Annotated in this window: 11 protein-coding genes; all 11 read left to right on the top strand. The window is 62.9% G+C overall.

Annotated features, from left to right (window positions below; genetic code table 11):
- Window positions 1-25: 25 nt before the first annotated feature.
- A complete protein-coding gene (locus HHL10_RS05260) occupies window positions 26-916 on the top strand; it encodes an EI24 domain-containing protein (protein WP_169159335.1) in 891 nt (296 codons plus the stop codon).
- Window positions 913-1,707, top strand: a complete 795-nt coding sequence (locus HHL10_RS05265) for a competence/damage-inducible protein A (RefSeq protein WP_169159269.1) — start codon at window positions 913-915, stop codon at window positions 1,705-1,707. The genes HHL10_RS05260 and HHL10_RS05265 overlap by 4 nt, the downstream gene beginning before the upstream one ends.
- A gap of 245 nt (window positions 1,708-1,952) precedes the next feature.
- Window positions 1,953-3,368, top strand: coding sequence for a type I glutamate--ammonia ligase (gene glnA / locus HHL10_RS05270; protein ID WP_169159270.1), 1,416 nt, complete (start codon window positions 1,953-1,955; stop codon window positions 3,366-3,368).
- Window positions 3,369-3,484: 116 nt separating this feature from the next.
- The gene (locus HHL10_RS05275) at window positions 3,485-4,015 is read left to right on the top strand and encodes a hypothetical protein (protein WP_235971084.1); all 531 of its coding nucleotides are present in this window, start codon (window positions 3,485-3,487) and stop codon (window positions 4,013-4,015) included.
- Window positions 4,012-5,085 (top strand): nitrogen regulation protein NR(II), encoded by a 1,074-nt coding sequence (gene glnL / locus HHL10_RS05280; RefSeq protein ID WP_169159271.1) that lies wholly within the window; start codon window positions 4,012-4,014, stop codon window positions 5,083-5,085. The genes HHL10_RS05275 and glnL overlap by 4 nt, the downstream gene beginning before the upstream one ends.
- A gap of 22 nt (window positions 5,086-5,107) precedes the next feature.
- On the top strand, window positions 5,108-6,589 hold the full coding sequence (gene ntrC / locus HHL10_RS05285; protein ID WP_169159272.1) for a nitrogen regulation protein NR(I): 1,482 nt from the start codon (window positions 5,108-5,110) through the stop codon (window positions 6,587-6,589).
- Window positions 6,590-7,414: 825 nt separating this feature from the next.
- Window positions 7,415-8,773, top strand: coding sequence for a TIGR03013 family XrtA/PEP-CTERM system glycosyltransferase (locus HHL10_RS05290; RefSeq protein WP_310734530.1), 1,359 nt, complete (start codon window positions 7,415-7,417; stop codon window positions 8,771-8,773).
- A 59-nt stretch (window positions 8,774-8,832) separates the two neighbouring features.
- Entirely contained in the window at window positions 8,833-10,896 is a 2,064-nt protein-coding gene (gene prsK, locus HHL10_RS05295) for an XrtA/PEP-CTERM system histidine kinase PrsK (protein ID WP_169159337.1), read from the top strand.
- The gene (gene prsR, locus HHL10_RS05300) at window positions 10,893-12,260 is read left to right on the top strand and encodes a PEP-CTERM-box response regulator transcription factor (protein ID WP_169159274.1); all 1,368 of its coding nucleotides are present in this window, start codon (window positions 10,893-10,895) and stop codon (window positions 12,258-12,260) included. Before prsK ends, prsR begins: the two co-directional genes overlap by 4 nt.
- Before the next feature lie 517 nt (window positions 12,261-12,777).
- Window positions 12,778-13,362, top strand: coding sequence for an XrtA/PEP-CTERM system exopolysaccharide export protein (locus HHL10_RS05305; protein ID WP_169159338.1), 585 nt, complete (start codon window positions 12,778-12,780; stop codon window positions 13,360-13,362).
- Window positions 13,363-13,441: 79 nt separating this feature from the next.
- Entirely contained in the window at window positions 13,442-15,013 is a 1,572-nt protein-coding gene (locus HHL10_RS05310) for an XrtA system polysaccharide chain length determinant (RefSeq protein ID WP_169159275.1), read from the top strand.
- The last annotated feature ends 1 nt before the right edge of the window (window position 15,014 follow it).

Genomic DNA, 15,014 nt, shown 5'->3' on the forward strand with positions numbered 1-15,014 from the left:
TGACCTGGAAAGCCTCATGCGCCCACTGAAGGAACTCCTGGATGCCTTCTGGCGTGCCGCGGCCTACTGCCTGCATCCGCGCGTGGTGCTGCTGACGCTGCTGCCGCTGGTGATCGCGGCCGGGCTGGCGCTGGGCCTGGGCTGGCTGTACTGGGAAAGCGCGCTGGACGGCGTGCGCGAGACGCTGCAGCGCTGGTCGCTCACCGCAGCGGTGCTGGGCTGGCTGGACGCCATGGGCGGCGAGAGCCTGCGCGCCGTGGTCGCGCCGCTGCTGGTGGTGGCGCTGGCGGTGCCGGTGCTGGTGGTGCTGTCGCTGCTGCTGGTCTCGGTGCTGGCCACGCCGGCGCTTACCGGCCTGGTGGCGCGGCGCCGCTTCCCGGGCCTGGAGCGGCGCCATGGCGCGGGCTTCTGGCACAGCGTGGCCTGGTCGCTGGGCTGCTCGCTGCTGGCGCTGCTGGCCCTGGCGGCGTCGGTGCCGCTGTGGCTCATTCCGCCGCTGGTGCTGGTGCTGCCGCCGCTGATCTGGGGCTGGCTGACCTACCAGATGGTGGCTTTCGACGTGCTGTCCGACCACGCCAGCAAGGAGGAGCGGCGGCGCATCCTGCAGGAGCAGCGCTGGCCGCTGCTGGCCATGGGCGTGGTCACCGGCTACCTGGGCGCGGCGCCTTCGCTGCTGTGGGCCTTCAGCGCCACGGTGCTGATCCTGGCGCCGCTGCTGGTGGTGGTGTCGGTGTGGCTGTACACGCTGGTGTTCGCCTTCTCCTCGCTGTGGTTCGCCCATTTCAGCCTGGCGGCGCTGCAGCGGCTGCGCGCGCGCGAGGCCGCGGCCGCCATGGCGCCGCCGCCCGGCGGCGAGATCATCGAGATGCCGCCGGCCACGCCATCCCTCCACTTGCCCCGGGAGCCCCACGCATGAATTTCGGATTGATCGTCATCGGCGACGAGATCCTTTCCGGCAAGCGCCAGGACCGGCACATGGCCAAGGCCATCGAGCTGCTCGGCGCGCGCGGCCTGCAACTGAGCTGGGCGCGCTACCTGGGCGACGAGCGCGCGCAGATCGCGGCGGCGCTGCGCCAGGCCTTCGACAGCGGCGACGCCGTGTTCAGTTGCGGCGGCATCGGCGCCACCCCCGACGACCACACCCGCCAGGCTGCCGCCGCGGCGCTGGGCGTACCGCTGGAGCTGCATCCCGAGGCCCGCGAGCTCATCACGCAGCGCATGCGCGAGATGGCGGCGGAGAGAGGTGAAGCCTTCGATCCCCGGCATCCGGACAACCTGCAGCGGCTCCACATGGGCGAGTTCCCGCGTGGCGCGCGGATCGTGCCCAACCCCTACAACCGTATTCCCGGCTTCAGCGTCGGCGAGGTGCACTTCCTGCCGGGCTTCCCGGTGATGGCGCACCCGATGATGGAGAGGCTGCTCGACACCCGCTACGCGGCGCTGCACGGCACGCAGCGCCAGCGCGAGCGCTCCTTCATCGTCCTGGGCGCCATGGAGGCCACGCTCACGCCGCTGATGGAGGCCATCGAGGCCGCGCATGACTCGGTGCGCGTCTTCAGCCTGCCCAGCGTGGACCACCCGCAGTGGGGCCGGCACGTGGAGCTGGGCGTCAAGGGCCCGGCCGGCACGGTAGACGCCGCGTTCGAAGCGCTGCGCGCCGGGCTGGCGCAATTGCAGATCCGCGTCGGCACCGAGATGGTGCGTTAGCAGGATTGTCATTTCACCAAATCGGTGCGTGAAAATGCATCGATTTGGGGCGCTGTTGGCCCTCCCTGGGGCTGGCTTTACTAAGGGCCGCCCCGAGTTGACGCAATGCACATTCGGCATCGCTGAAATCGGCATGCTTTCTGCTAGATTCCGGAGCGCTTTCGAGGGCCCGGTTCCATCCCGGGCCTTTGTTTGACCAGCTGTTTTCAACCCACCCGCACAGCATTTCCCGCTAGGAGAGTTTGATGGCCAAGACCGTCGCCGACGTGATGAAGATGGTGAAGGAGAACGAAGTCAAATTCGTCGACTTCCGCTTCACCGACACCCGCGGCAAGGAGCACCACGTCTCGGTGCCTGTCTCTCATTTCGACGAAGACAAGTTCAATTCGGGCCACGCCTTCGACGGCTCGTCCATCGCCGGCTGGAAGGGCATCGAAGCCTCCGACATGCTGCTGCTGCCGGACCCGAACACGGCCAACATCGACCCGTTCTTCGAAGAGCCGACCCTGATCCTGAGCTGCGACGTCATCGATCCGGCCGACGGCAAGCCCTACGAGCGCGACCCGCGCTCGCTGGCCAAGCGCGCCGAAGCCTACATGCGCGCCTCCGGCCTGGGCGACACCGCCTACTTCGGTCCGGAGCCCGAGTTCTTCGTGTTCGACAGCGTGCGCTGGAACGTGGACATGTCGGGCTGCTTCTCCAAGATCGAGAGCGAGGAGGCCGCCTGGAACACCGGCAAGGAGTACGAGCACGGCAACTCCGGCTTCCGTCCCACCGTCAAGGGCGGCTACTTCCCGGTGCCGCCGGTCGATTCCGGCCAGGACCTGCGCTCGGAAATGTGCCTGCTGCTGGAGCAGCTGGGCATCCCCGTGGAAGTGCACCACCACGAAGTGGCCAACGCCGGCCAGATGGAAATCGGCACCCGGTTCAGCACGCTGATCGAGCGCGCCGACTGGACGCAGCTGCAGAAGTACGTGATCCACAACGTCGCGGCCGCCTACGGCAAGACCGCCACGTTCATGCCCAAGCCCATCGTCGGCGACAACGGCAGCGGCATGCACGTGCACCAGTCGGTGTGGAAGGACGGCAAGAACCTGTTCGCCGGTGACGGCTACGCGGGCCTGTCGGAGTTCGCGCTGTTCTACATCGGCGGCATCATCAAGCACGCCCGTGCCCTGAACGCCATCACCAACCCCGGCACCAACAGCTACAAGCGCCTGGTACCCGGCTTCGAAGCCCCGGTGAAGCTGGCCTACTCGGCCAAGAACCGCTCGGCCTCGATCCGCATCCCGTACGTGGCCAATCCGAAGGGCCGTCGCGTGGAAGCCCGCTTCCCGGACCCCCTGATGAACCCGTACCTGGGCTTTGCCGCGCTGCTGATGGCGGGCCTGGACGGCGTGGAGAACAAGATCCACCCGGGCGAGGCCGCCACCAAGGACCTGTACCACCTGCCGCCGGAAGAGGACGCGAAGATCCCGACCGTCTGCCACAGCTTGGACCAGGCCCTCGAGGCGCTGGACGCCGACCGCGCGTTCCTGACCAAGGGCGGCGTGTTCACGGATGCCTACATTGACGCCTACATCGAGCTGAAGATGCAGGAAGTCACGCGCTTCCGCATGGCCACGCACCCGGTCGAGTTCGACATGTACTACGCGCTGTGATCCCGTTCGGATCGTGACGCGCAAGGGACGGCCTCCGGGCCGTCCCTTTTCGCTTGTGGCCGCCGCTGCGGTGGCTCGGGGACAATGCGGGCTCACGAGGAGGAACACCTTTGCGCATGAAGCCCATCGGAACCGTCCTGGTGGGGGCGGCGCTGCTGTCGGGTCTGGCGGTGCAGTCGGCGCCGGGCGGCACGGTCTACCGCTGCCCCGGGCCGCCCGTGCTCTACACCGACGCCATCGGCGTGCAGCAGGCCCGGGAGCGCGGTTGCCGTCCCCTGGAGGCGGGCCCCGTGACTGTGGCCCAGGACCGTCCGCCGCGCCGCGCGGCCGCGCCGGCACCGGCCGGCAGCGCCGCCTCGGCGCCGGCGCGTGCGCCCACGCGCGAGACCGAGCGCGTGGCGCCGCCGCAGCAGCGTGAGCGTGACAACGACGCGCGCAGCATCCTGCAGGCCGAGCTGCAACGCGAGCAGGCGCGGCTGCAGCAGCTGCTGGCCGAGTACAACGACGGCCAGCCCGAGCGCCAGGGCCACGAACGCAACTACCAGCGCTACCTCGACCGCGTGGCCGCCCTGAAAGCCGCCATCGAACGCAGCAGCGCCGACATCGCTGCGCTGCAGCGCGAACTCGCCCGACATTCCCGCCCATGAAGTCCCACGCCGAGCCCAACTACGACAACTTCGACCTGCTCGCGACGCTGGTGGCCGTGGTCTCGCCCCAGGGGCAGTGCCTGTTCGTCAACTCGGCCTTCGAGGACCAGATCGGCCTGTCACGGCGCAGCTTGTTGGGGTCGAGCTTGCCGCAGTGGTTCATGCTGCCGCGGCAGCTGCAGGAGACGCTGGCGGCGGTGGCGCGCAACGACTACGCCAGCGGCCGCTTCGATGCCCAGCTCAAGCGGCTGCCGGGCGTCCAGCCCGAAGCGCTGCCCGTGCATGTGATCGTCAACCAGACCGACAGCACCGAGCGGATCATCGTGGAGATGATCGAGATCGAGCAGCAGACCCGGCTGGACCGCGAGGAGCGTGCGCTGGACCAGGCGCAGGCCAACAAGGAACTCATCCGCAATCTCGCGCACGAGATCAAGAACCCGCTGGGCGGCATCCGGGGCGCGGCGCAGCTGCTGCAGATGGAGCTGCAGTCCAAGGAGCTCACCGAGTACACGCAGGTCATCGTGCAGGAAGCGGACCGGCTGCAGGCGCTGGTGGACAGGCTGCTGGCGCCGCACCGCAAGCCGCATGTGGTGGGCGACGTGAACATCCATGAGGTGTGCGAGCGGGTGCGGGCGCTGATCCTGGCCGAGTTCCCGCGTGGGCTGGCCGTGCAGCGCGACTACGACACCTCGATTCCCGAGTTTCGCGGCGACCGCGAGCAGCTCATCCAGGCCGTGCTCAACATCGCGCACAACGCGGCACAGGCGCTGTCGCAGCGCATTGCCGAGGGCGGCGCCTGCATCGTGCTGCGCACGCGCGTGGCGCGGCAGGTCACCATCGGCAAGACGCGCTACAGACTGGCATTGGAATTGCATATCGAGGACAACGGTCCGGGGATTCCGGAGTCGATCCGCGATCGCATCTTTTACCCGCTGGTGTCGGGACGCGAAGGCGGGTCGGGTCTGGGGCTGACGCTGGCGCAGACCTTCGTGCAGCAGCATCAAGGCACGATCGAATGCGACAGCGCACCCGGCCAGACGCTTTTCAAAATCCTGATTCCATTGCCCTGACAGCCAAGGTAAGCGCCCAAGCATGAAACCGATCTGGGTCGTAGACGACGATCAATCCATCCGCTTCGTGCTCGAAAAGGCGTTGGCGCGCGAGCAGTTCCAAGTCCGCAGCTTCGGCAGCCCGCGTGACGTGCTCGCAGCGCTGGACGACGATGAGCCGCAAGTGCTGGTGAGCGACATCCGCATGCCTGGAGGCTCGGGGCTGGATCTGCTGGCCAAGGTCAAGCAGCGCCTGCCTGGGCTGCCGGTGATCGTGATGACGGCCTACTCCGACCTCGACAGTGCCGTTTCAGCCTTCCAGGGCGGGGCCTTCGAGTACCTCCCAAAACCCTTTGACGTCACCAAGGCGGTGGAGCTCATCCGCCGCGCGGTGGAGGAGAGCCTGCGCGAGCAGGTTGAAGGCGAGCGGCTGGCGCAGGTGCCGGAGATGCTGGGCCAGGCGCCGGCGATGCAGGACGTGTTCCGCGCCATCGGCCGCCTGTCGCAGAGCAACGTCACGGTGCTCATCACCGGCGAGAGCGGCTCGGGCAAGGAGCTCGTGGCCCGGGCGCTGCACAAGCACAGCCCGCGCAGCAACGGGCCCTTCGTGGCCATCAACACCGCGGCCATCCCGAAGGACCTGCTGGAGTCCGAGCTCTTCGGCCACGAGCGCGGCGCCTTCACCGGCGCGCAGAGCATGCGCCGCGGCCGCTTCGAGCAGGCCGACGGCGGCACGCTGTTCCTCGACGAGATCGGCGACATGCCCTTCGACCTGCAGACGCGGCTGCTGCGCGTGCTCTCGGATGGGCAGTTCTACCGCGTGGGCGGACACCAGCCACTCAAGAGCAACGTGCGCGTGATCGCGGCCACGCACCAGAACCTGGAACAGCGGGTGAAGGAGGGCGCATTCCGGGAGGACTTGTTCCACCGCCTCAACGTCATCCGGCTGCGGCTGCCACCGCTGCGCGAACGCCGCGAGGACGTGCCGGCGCTGGCGCGCTACTTCCTTTCCAAGAGCGCCCGCGAGCTGGGTGTGGAGCCCAAGCGCATTACTGAGGCGGCGTTGCAGCGTCTGGCCGCATTTGACTTCCCTGGCAACGTGCGCCAGCTGGAAAACATCTGCCACTGGCTCACCGTGATGGCGCCGGCTCAGGTGATCGAGCCCAAAGACCTGCCGCCCGAGCTCATGAGCAGTTCCGTTGCGCTGATCAACGAAGCCGTGCCTGTCCCGGTTGCGGCCACTGCGGCAATGCCTGTCGAGCAACCCTTGGCAGGCGAGCCTGTTCCGCCAACCGGGACTGTTATGGACGCCGACTGGCTGCGCGATCTCGAGCGCCATGCGCGCGGCATGCTGGAGGCGGGATCTCCCGAAGTCTGGGATACCCTCACGCGTCAGTTCGAAGGCCGGCTGATCCACACCGCGTTGGAACTTACGCGGGGGCGACGCATCGAGGCAGCGCACAAGTTAGGCATCGGGCGCAACACCATTACCCGCAAGATCCAGGACCTCGGCCTGGACGACTGATCCTCTGGGGCCAGCCTGCCTGGCTCCGGTGCCGCGCGTACAGTGACGCTTCGCACGCAAGGCTGCTTGTTCTGGCGTCATGATGTTGCGCCATTGGGATGCGCCGCCCATGATTTCCAGTGCAGCCAAGCAGGCTGTTCAAGGGAAGCAACGCCATGACAACCACGGATCGATCAAGACGTGCTGACCACGCTGCTTGCTAACGCAGCGATGTGCAGCGCGGATCTCTGCGGGATCTCGCTGCTGGCGTTTACCGCAGTTGCTGATGAGGGGTGGGCTCTCGCTCTCTAACCCCCCACCTGTCTGGGGTTAAGTATGCTTAATACACAACCTGAGCCTGCTGGCAGGCGAAAGGCATAGGGTTTAGCTCTTGGCCAAGGCATACCGCGCAGACCTTTTCGCCTTGCATTGCAACGTCCCAAGCGATCTTCACCGCAAACAGGGGGATTGGGGAGCAAGCGAACGTAAGCCAAAGAGGAGTGCCCCTTCGCACAGGCAGAATGCTTGGTTCTGAGTTCATAAAGTGGCTCAGCAACATCAAGTTGGCTCACTTCCATCTCACAAGTGCGCAATTTGTTACGGCCTGTCGCGGATGTTGAGACAGTTGTAGTGTCTTGCTACAAGTGAGCGGACAAAATAGTCCGTCTACATCCGATGAAGAAAGGCCTTGCCAGTAGTTGTGGCAGCTTGGCCGATGCCAGTGATTGAAGCTGGCCCGGGCAGAGGCGATATGGCGAAAGCTGCCCTAAGCCGTGACGGCAACAAGGAAGAGTCTGTTCTCTAGAACAGCGAGGGGGGAAGGTGATTAGCGTCTATAAGCATCACGTGCATCAGCGAGTGTTGTTTCAGGTTGGCTTTGACTTTGCAGTTCTCACAGCGGTCGTGGTCTTGTTCGGCATGTCCCAGGTGGGAGAGCCATCTACGTTGATGCCTGGCGTGGCAGCGCAAGGCCTCTCATTGGCGGCGTTCCTCTGTCTGATCAATACCGCTTCGGGCTTTTATGAACCTGCTCACAAGCGCTCCTTGACCCAATCTTGCATCCGGGCGCTAGTTTGCATTTTGTTAGTGTTGCCTATTGCATTCTTGATCGGGCATCTGATGCCTACCAGCGTGCTGCCGGCGGCAGCGTTACCTGCTGCAGCATTACTTGGCACTGCAGTGGTGGTTGGGCATCGAGTTTATGCAGCGCATGCCGTGCTGCCAGCTGGGCTGCGTCCACGCGTGCTTATTCTTGGAGCCGGCGAACGGGCCGCGCGCGTTGGTCATACGCTGAAAGAAGCGGACGCGGGGGCCGAACTGGTGGGTTACTACCTCACGCCAAACGAAGGTGAGATTGTGGTGCCTGCTCACCAGTTGCTGTCCGCTCAGGAGTCGCTGGCTGAGCTGGTGCAACGCCTCAAAGTCCATGAGGTGATCGTGGCTCCGACGGAGCGGCGTGGAGGCGGCCTGCCTATGGATCAACTGCTAGCCTGCCGCACACAGGGGGTGCGTGTGCTAGATATGTCCAGCCACTTCGAAAAAACGTTAGGTCAATTACGAGTGGACTGCATTGATCCGGCTCTGCTGGTGTTTGGTAAGGGGTTCAACCAAGGCTCATTGCGCCTAGTTGTCAAGCGTGTGTGCGATATCGCCAGCGCAACGCTGCTGCTCCTGGCGTCTACGCCTGTGATGCTGGTGACAGCGTTGCTGATCAAGCTAGAAAGTCCGGGGCCAGTGCTTTATCGGCAAGAACGGGTAGGGCTCAACGGGCGCACCTTTAACGTCATCAAGTTCCGCAGTATGCGTACTGATGCTGAGAAAGATGGGCAGCCGCGTTGGGCTTCGGCTCAAGACGATCGAGTCACGCGCGTGGGTCGTGTCATTCGGCGATTGCGTATTGACGAACTACCTCAGATTTTCAACGTACTGCTGGGAGACATGAGTATCGTCGGCCCGCGTCCCGAGCGCCCGTTCTTTGTCGAGCAGCTTGTGTGCGAGCTGCCTTACTATGGACTGCGTCACAGCATCAAGCCGGGTGTCACAGGGTGGGCACAGGTACGTTATCCGTACGGCGCAACCGTCGAAGACTCGCTCCAGAAGCTCCAGTACGATCTTTACTACGTCAAAAACCACAACTTGCTGCTGGATCTGCTGGTGCTGTTCGAGACTGTAGGTGTGGTGCTTACGGGCAAGGGCGCTCGCTGATAAGAAGACGTTGGCGCTGGGCGCAACCAGATGACTAAAGCGGAACTGCAGTGGCATTGATGCTCGGGGAAGCCGCGATTGGCAGCTATGCACTGGCCGCGGTTGCCCATCTATGGCTGGGAGCAAGACCGGCTCGTGTGGGGGTGGGCAGTGAGCCCGGTGCGTCGGTGGTGCGTGCATTGCGTCTGGCGCTGCTCTGTACTGCAGCGTGGGCAGCTGTGGCACTGATCACGCAGTTGCACAGTAGGCCGGCTTGGATTGCCGCAACGCTGATGTTCGACGCAGCCCGCTACGGCGCGTGGTTCCTGCTGCTACTGCTGCTGCTGCATCCTCAACGCTGGATGTGCGAACTCGCGCGCTGGTTAGTATTGACGGCGGTCGCACTGCCTGTCCTGGCCCTGTCGGGATGGTCGCTGCCGCATCTAACTTCCGCGGTAGCGCTGGCAACGCCGATATTGGGACTTTTGTTGGTAGAGCAACTTTACCGAAATGCGTCCGACGGGCTGCGCTGGGCAGCCAAGCCCATGTGCATCGGGTTGGGCTGTGTCTTTGTATTCGACTTGTATCTCCATTCCCATGGCGTACTGTTCGGGCAGTCCGAGCCGCACACGTTGGTAGTGCGTGCCGCAGTACATTCGCTGACGGTGCCTGCCATGGCCATTGCACTGCGACGCCAGGCTCTGGGGCAGCGTACGCTGCAGCTTTCGCATAGCATGGCGTTTCATACCTTGACGCTGTTGTTGGTGGGCTGCTACCTGCTCATCATTTCTGCCGTTGGGTATTACGTGCGTGAACTCGGTGGCGACTGGGGGCATGCGCTGCAGGTCGGCTTCGGTGTGGCGGCGCTGGCGGCGCTGGCCATGCTATTGAGCTCAGGTGCTGTGCGGGCACATCTGCGCGTCTTCGTGGGCAAGCATTTTTTTCGCTACCACTACGACTACCGCACCGAGTGGCTGCGTTTCACGGCCGCTCTGTCAGCCGATCCAGGCAGCGGAGATTTCGGTCCGCAAGTGGTGCGCGGACTGGGCGATATGGTAGAGAGCCCAGCGGGCACGTTGTGGATTGCAGCGGCTGACGGATCCCACTTTTTTCCCGCCGCCCATTGGAACAGCGCACGCACGACGGCACGAGAAGCCATCAATTCAGCTTTCGTAAACTTCATGCGCGAGCGCGACTGGCTTGTGGACGTGCAGGAGATGCGTGAGAGTCCCGAGCGCTATGACGGGCTAGCGATGCCGGTATGGCTGGCGTCGGACGCGACGGCATGGGTTGTCGTGCCGCTACCCGTGGCGCACGAGTTCATTGGTTTTGTGGTGTTGGCTCGTCCACGCATGCCCTTGACGCTGAACTGGGAAGTGCGAGATCTGCTAAAGACGGCGGGCAGGCAAGCTGGCATCTTCATTGCCCGCATGCGTGCGGCCGAGGCGCTGCTGGAGGCGCGTAAGTTCGAAGCCTTCAACCGCATGTCAGCCTTTGTGGTTCACGACCTCAAAAACATCGTGACGCAGTTGTCGCTCATGATGAAGAACGCCAAGCGGCTACAGCATAACCCCGAGTTTCAGCAGGACATGCTTGCCACGGTGGAGAACGCGCTGGAGAAGATGCGCCAGCTGATGGCGCAGCTGCGCGAAGGAGAAGCTCCTGCCGACGGCCGCCATGGTGTCGATCTGGCTGCGTTGGCGCAGCGGCTACAGCGCAGCGTGAGCTCGCGTGGGCGCACACTCGATATCGAGTTGATTCAATGTGTGAAGGCGCGTGGCCATGAGCTGCGGTTGGAACGAGTTGTGGGGCATGTGGTGCAGAACGCCCTGGATGCCACGCCCGCAGATAAGCGCGTGTGGCTGCGCGTGGAGCGTTGCGTTGGGCAGGCCAAGATTACCGTTGGCGACGACGGTTGCGGGATGTCGGCGGACTTCATCACCAACCGTCTGTTCAAGCCGTTCAGCACAACCAAGTCTGGAGGCATGGGTATCGGCGCCTATGAAAGCGCACAGTATTTGCGGGAGTTGGGTGGCAACATCTCTGCACAAAGTGAGCCGGGTCGCGGCACGGTGATCACGATGCTCATCCCGTTGATTGAAACCGAGCGTCCTCCCGACGCATTCATGGCTAGTGTCGCATGACGACGACTAATCCCCCGTTGCTGATCGTTGAGGACGATCCGGCTTTGCAGAAGCAGATCCAATGGTCACTGGATCGCTATGCCAGCGTCGAAGCCAATGATCGTGAGGCGGCGCTGCGGCAATGTCGTCGCCATCGGCCTGCGGTAGCAACGATGGACCTGGGCTTGCCTCCCGATCCTGACTCAGTGTCCGAGGGATTTAAGTTGCTGGAGCAACTGCTGGAGCTTGACCCCCTGATCAAGGTCATTGTCATTACCGGGCAGAACGGCCGCTCCAACGCTCTGCGTGCCATTGAGCTCGGCGCTTACGATTTTCTGGAGAAGCCCTTCGACCCCGACGTGCTGGGCCTTATCGTGGAGCGCGCCTACAAGCTGTATACCTTGCAAGCCGAGAACACGAGATTACGGACGTTGAACCAGGGTGACGCCACGCAAGGTGTGATCACACGTGACGAGGGGGTGCTGCGCATCTGCCGCACCATTGAGAAGGTTGCCCCTAGCAGCGCGTCCGTGATGCTTTTGGGTGAAAGCGGCACGGGTAAGGAGGTACTGGCACAAGCGCTGCACGACGCTTCTAAGCGTAGTGGCCGTTTTGTGGCCATCAACTGCGCCGCCATTCCTGAAGCACTGTTGGAGAGCGAGTTGTTTGGGTTCGAGCGTGGTGCCTTCACCGGTGCCACCAAGACCACTGTGGGCCGTATCGAAACAGCGCATGGTGGCACGTTGCTGCTTGACGAGATCGGCGATCTGCCTCATCCGTTGCAGGCGAAGCTGCTGCGTTTCCTGCAGCAGCGCACCATTGAGCGTATCGGCGGGCGCCAGGAAATCCCTATCGACACGCGCATCGTCTGTGCCACGCACCAAGATTTGCAGGCACTCATTCGTGAGGGGCGCTTCCGCGAGGATCTCTACTATCGATTATCGGAAATCGTGGTACAGATCCCGCCGCTGCGTCAGCGCCAAGGTGATGCGGTGTTGCTTGCTCATGCGTTCCTGCGTCGCTTCAACGAGGAACAGCGCCGCGCGTTGCGTTTCACAAGCGAAGCGTTGCGAGCGATTGAGGCTCATGCTTGGCCGGGCAACGTGCGCGAGTTGATTAACGTGGTGCGTCGGGCAGTCATCATGGCCGACGGCCAGCTTGTTACGTTAGAAGATCTTGGGTTGTCCGTGACAGGCGGAGAGCCGGCTGATGACGTTGACGTACTGAATCTGCGCACCGTACGCGACCGCGCAGAACGTGCCGCCGTCGTCACTGCACTGGCGCGGTCCGATGGCAATCTTGTCAAGGCAGCCGAGTTGCTGGGTGTAAGCCGCCCTACGCTGTACGACTTGCTCAATCGCCTTGCAATCAAAGTCGCGCGCTGACGTGTGGCCTGTCGTCAGGGAGCAGCCTGCAAGAGGACGGCTTATGCAAGAAGGCGGACGCGGTCATTTGCCATCCATGGTCAGGGATAAAACTGAATAGAGGCAGGTGCTGCTGGGAGCCAGCCCTAGAATCCGCCGCATTAAAAGTACATTTAGTAACGGAAACGGTGGTTTCTCACGATGTGGGGCTTCAACTGCAGCACAGTCACGTTCTAATTTTTGCGTACAAGCTTGCAGAAGGTTTTCATCTGCCTATAGCACAACGTGCAAACTTGTTAGTTTCAAGACAAATGAGCCCCATTCGGGTGCCGAGGGAGACATGCAAGTCTTTGTAAGTGATAGATCCTGCAAAATTGCACGAGTTGCTGAGTGGTGCAGACGACGAGGGCTGTCTGTGCAATCCAAAGGGGCGACATGCAGGCCAGGCCGCCCAGTCCATGAATTGTTGGCAGCACAATCGGGAGGGGCTGTGGGAAAGTACGTGAAACAATCTGCACGATCGGGTCGCGGTGTGATCATGGTCGCTGCATTGGCACTGCTGGCTGCTTGCGGCAGCACGCCCGACTTCCCGGCAGCGCCAACCAGCGCGGCTACTGATGAGTACTCCTACATCATTGGTGCTGGCGACAACATCAACATCATCGTTTCGCGCAACCCTGAACTGTCAATGGTTGTGCCGGTTCGACCCGATGGCAAGATTGCCACGCCGCTGGTCGACGAGGTGGTGGCTCAAGGCAAGAACCCGCAGCAACTTGCCCGCGAACTGGAGCAAGCGCTGTCCAAGTACGTGCGTGATCCAGTTGTTACCGTGATCGTCACCACGTTTGTCGGGCCTTACAGCGAGCAAGTACGCGTCGTAGGCCAAGCCGCCAAGCCACAATTCCTTCCCTATAAGCAGAAGATGACACTGCTGGACGTGATGATCGCTGTGGGCGGGCTCACGGAGTTCGCGGCTGGCAACAGCGCCACCATCCTGCGGACCGCTGAAGGTAACAAGCAGTACTCAGTGCGTTTGAAAGATTTGCTCAACCGAGGTGACATCTCAGCCAACGTCGAGATGCGTCCTGGCGACATCCTCATCATCCCGCAGAGCTATTTCTGAAGCTCTCTGCAGCACAGTCTGTCGCGGCGGCCGGGACCTGGAGGGGTAGGTCCCAATTGGTGTTTGGGAAGGAATCCTGATGGAAGAGCTGCTTGAGCAGCTGACTGGTTTCGCGCGCGGCATGTGGCGCTTCCGCTGGTACGGGCTTATCGTGGCCTGGGTTGTGGCGGTGGCTGGGACTATCGTGGTGTGGCGGCTGCCCGACCGCTACGAGGCTTCCGCGCGCATCTATGTGGATACGCAGTCCATCCTGCGTCCTCTGATGTCAGGCTTGGCCGTGCAGCCTAATGTCGACCAGCAGTTGCAGATGCTCAGCCGCACGCTGATCAGCCGCCCCAATGTGGAAAAACTCATCCACATGGCCAATCTCGATCTCAAGGACGCCCCCATCGCGCAACAGGAAGCTCTCATTGAGCAGCTCACGAACAAACTTTCGATCAAGGCCGTGGGGCGTGACAATTTCTATCAACTCAGCTATTTGGACTCGAACCCCGAGAAGGCTCGGCGTGTTATCCAATCTCTGGTGTCTATATTTGTGGAGTCCAGCCTAGGCGCCAGCCGCAAGGACACGAATTCCGCCAAGCTCTTCCTTGATGAGCAAATCAAGGCATACCGCAGCAAGCTAGAAGAGGCAGAGACGCGGCTGAAAGAGTTTCGTCTGCGCAATATCGAGATGCAGGCAGGTGGCAAGGACAGCGCTCTGCGTCTGGGCGAGCTGAGCAATCAGCTGGAGCAGGCCAAGCTTGCCTTGCGCGAAGCCGAAACGGCCCGCGATGCCGCACGCGCGCAGCTTGTTGGGGGACAGTCCCAGGCGAAGGGCGCCGCCGTTGCTTCGAGCTCAGCGTCGGACTCCTCGCTGTCTGTCTCCACGCCGGAAATCGACGGGCGCATCGAGGCGCAGCGCCGCCACTTGGACGGATTGCTGCAGCGATTCACGGACCAGCATCCTGAGGTACAGGCCACGCGGCGTCTGCTTCAGGAGTTAGAGGAACAGAAGCAGCGAGAGGTGGCCGAACTGAAGCGCTCGGCTTCCAACGGCTCCGTTGCGAACACGGCAGGCAACGCCAGCCCTGCTTACCAGGAGCTAAGCAAGATGCTGGCTGCTGCTGAAGTCCAGGTAGCCACGCTGCGTGCCCGCGTGGACGAATACAGCGCGCGCTACGCCGCTGCGCGCGAACAAATGAAGAACGCTCCAGCGTTGGAAGCCGAGGCGGCGCAGCTTAACCGCGACTACGACATTCACAAGAAAAACTATGAGGGCTTAGTAGCACGACGTGAGTCGGCAACCATGTCCGGACAACTTGAGGATGCCGGCGTGGCCGAATTCCGCCTCGTTGATCCGCCGCGCGTACCTTCTAAGCCTACTTCGCCGAACCGGATGCTGCTGTTGCCGGTGGTACTGGTCGCTGCGCTCGTCTTGGGTGTGCTGACGACGTTTGGCATGAGCCAGTTACGCCCCGTGTTCTACCAGGGTGGCGACCTGCGCAAGAAGCTGGGTCTACCACTGCTGGGTGTAGTGACGTTGGTGATGTCGCCGGCCCAACGGCGCCAGGAGCGACTCGACCGAATGCGCTTTCTCGGTGCCCTAGGTAGCTTGGTGGGCCTGCTGCTGATCGTCATGGCGATCACGGCCATTAAATCCCCGAAGTGAC

This window comes from Azohydromonas caseinilytica (assembly GCF_012927045.1).
In the GTDB taxonomy this organism is placed as follows: domain Bacteria; phylum Pseudomonadota; class Gammaproteobacteria; order Burkholderiales; family Burkholderiaceae_C; genus Azohydromonas; species Azohydromonas caseinilytica.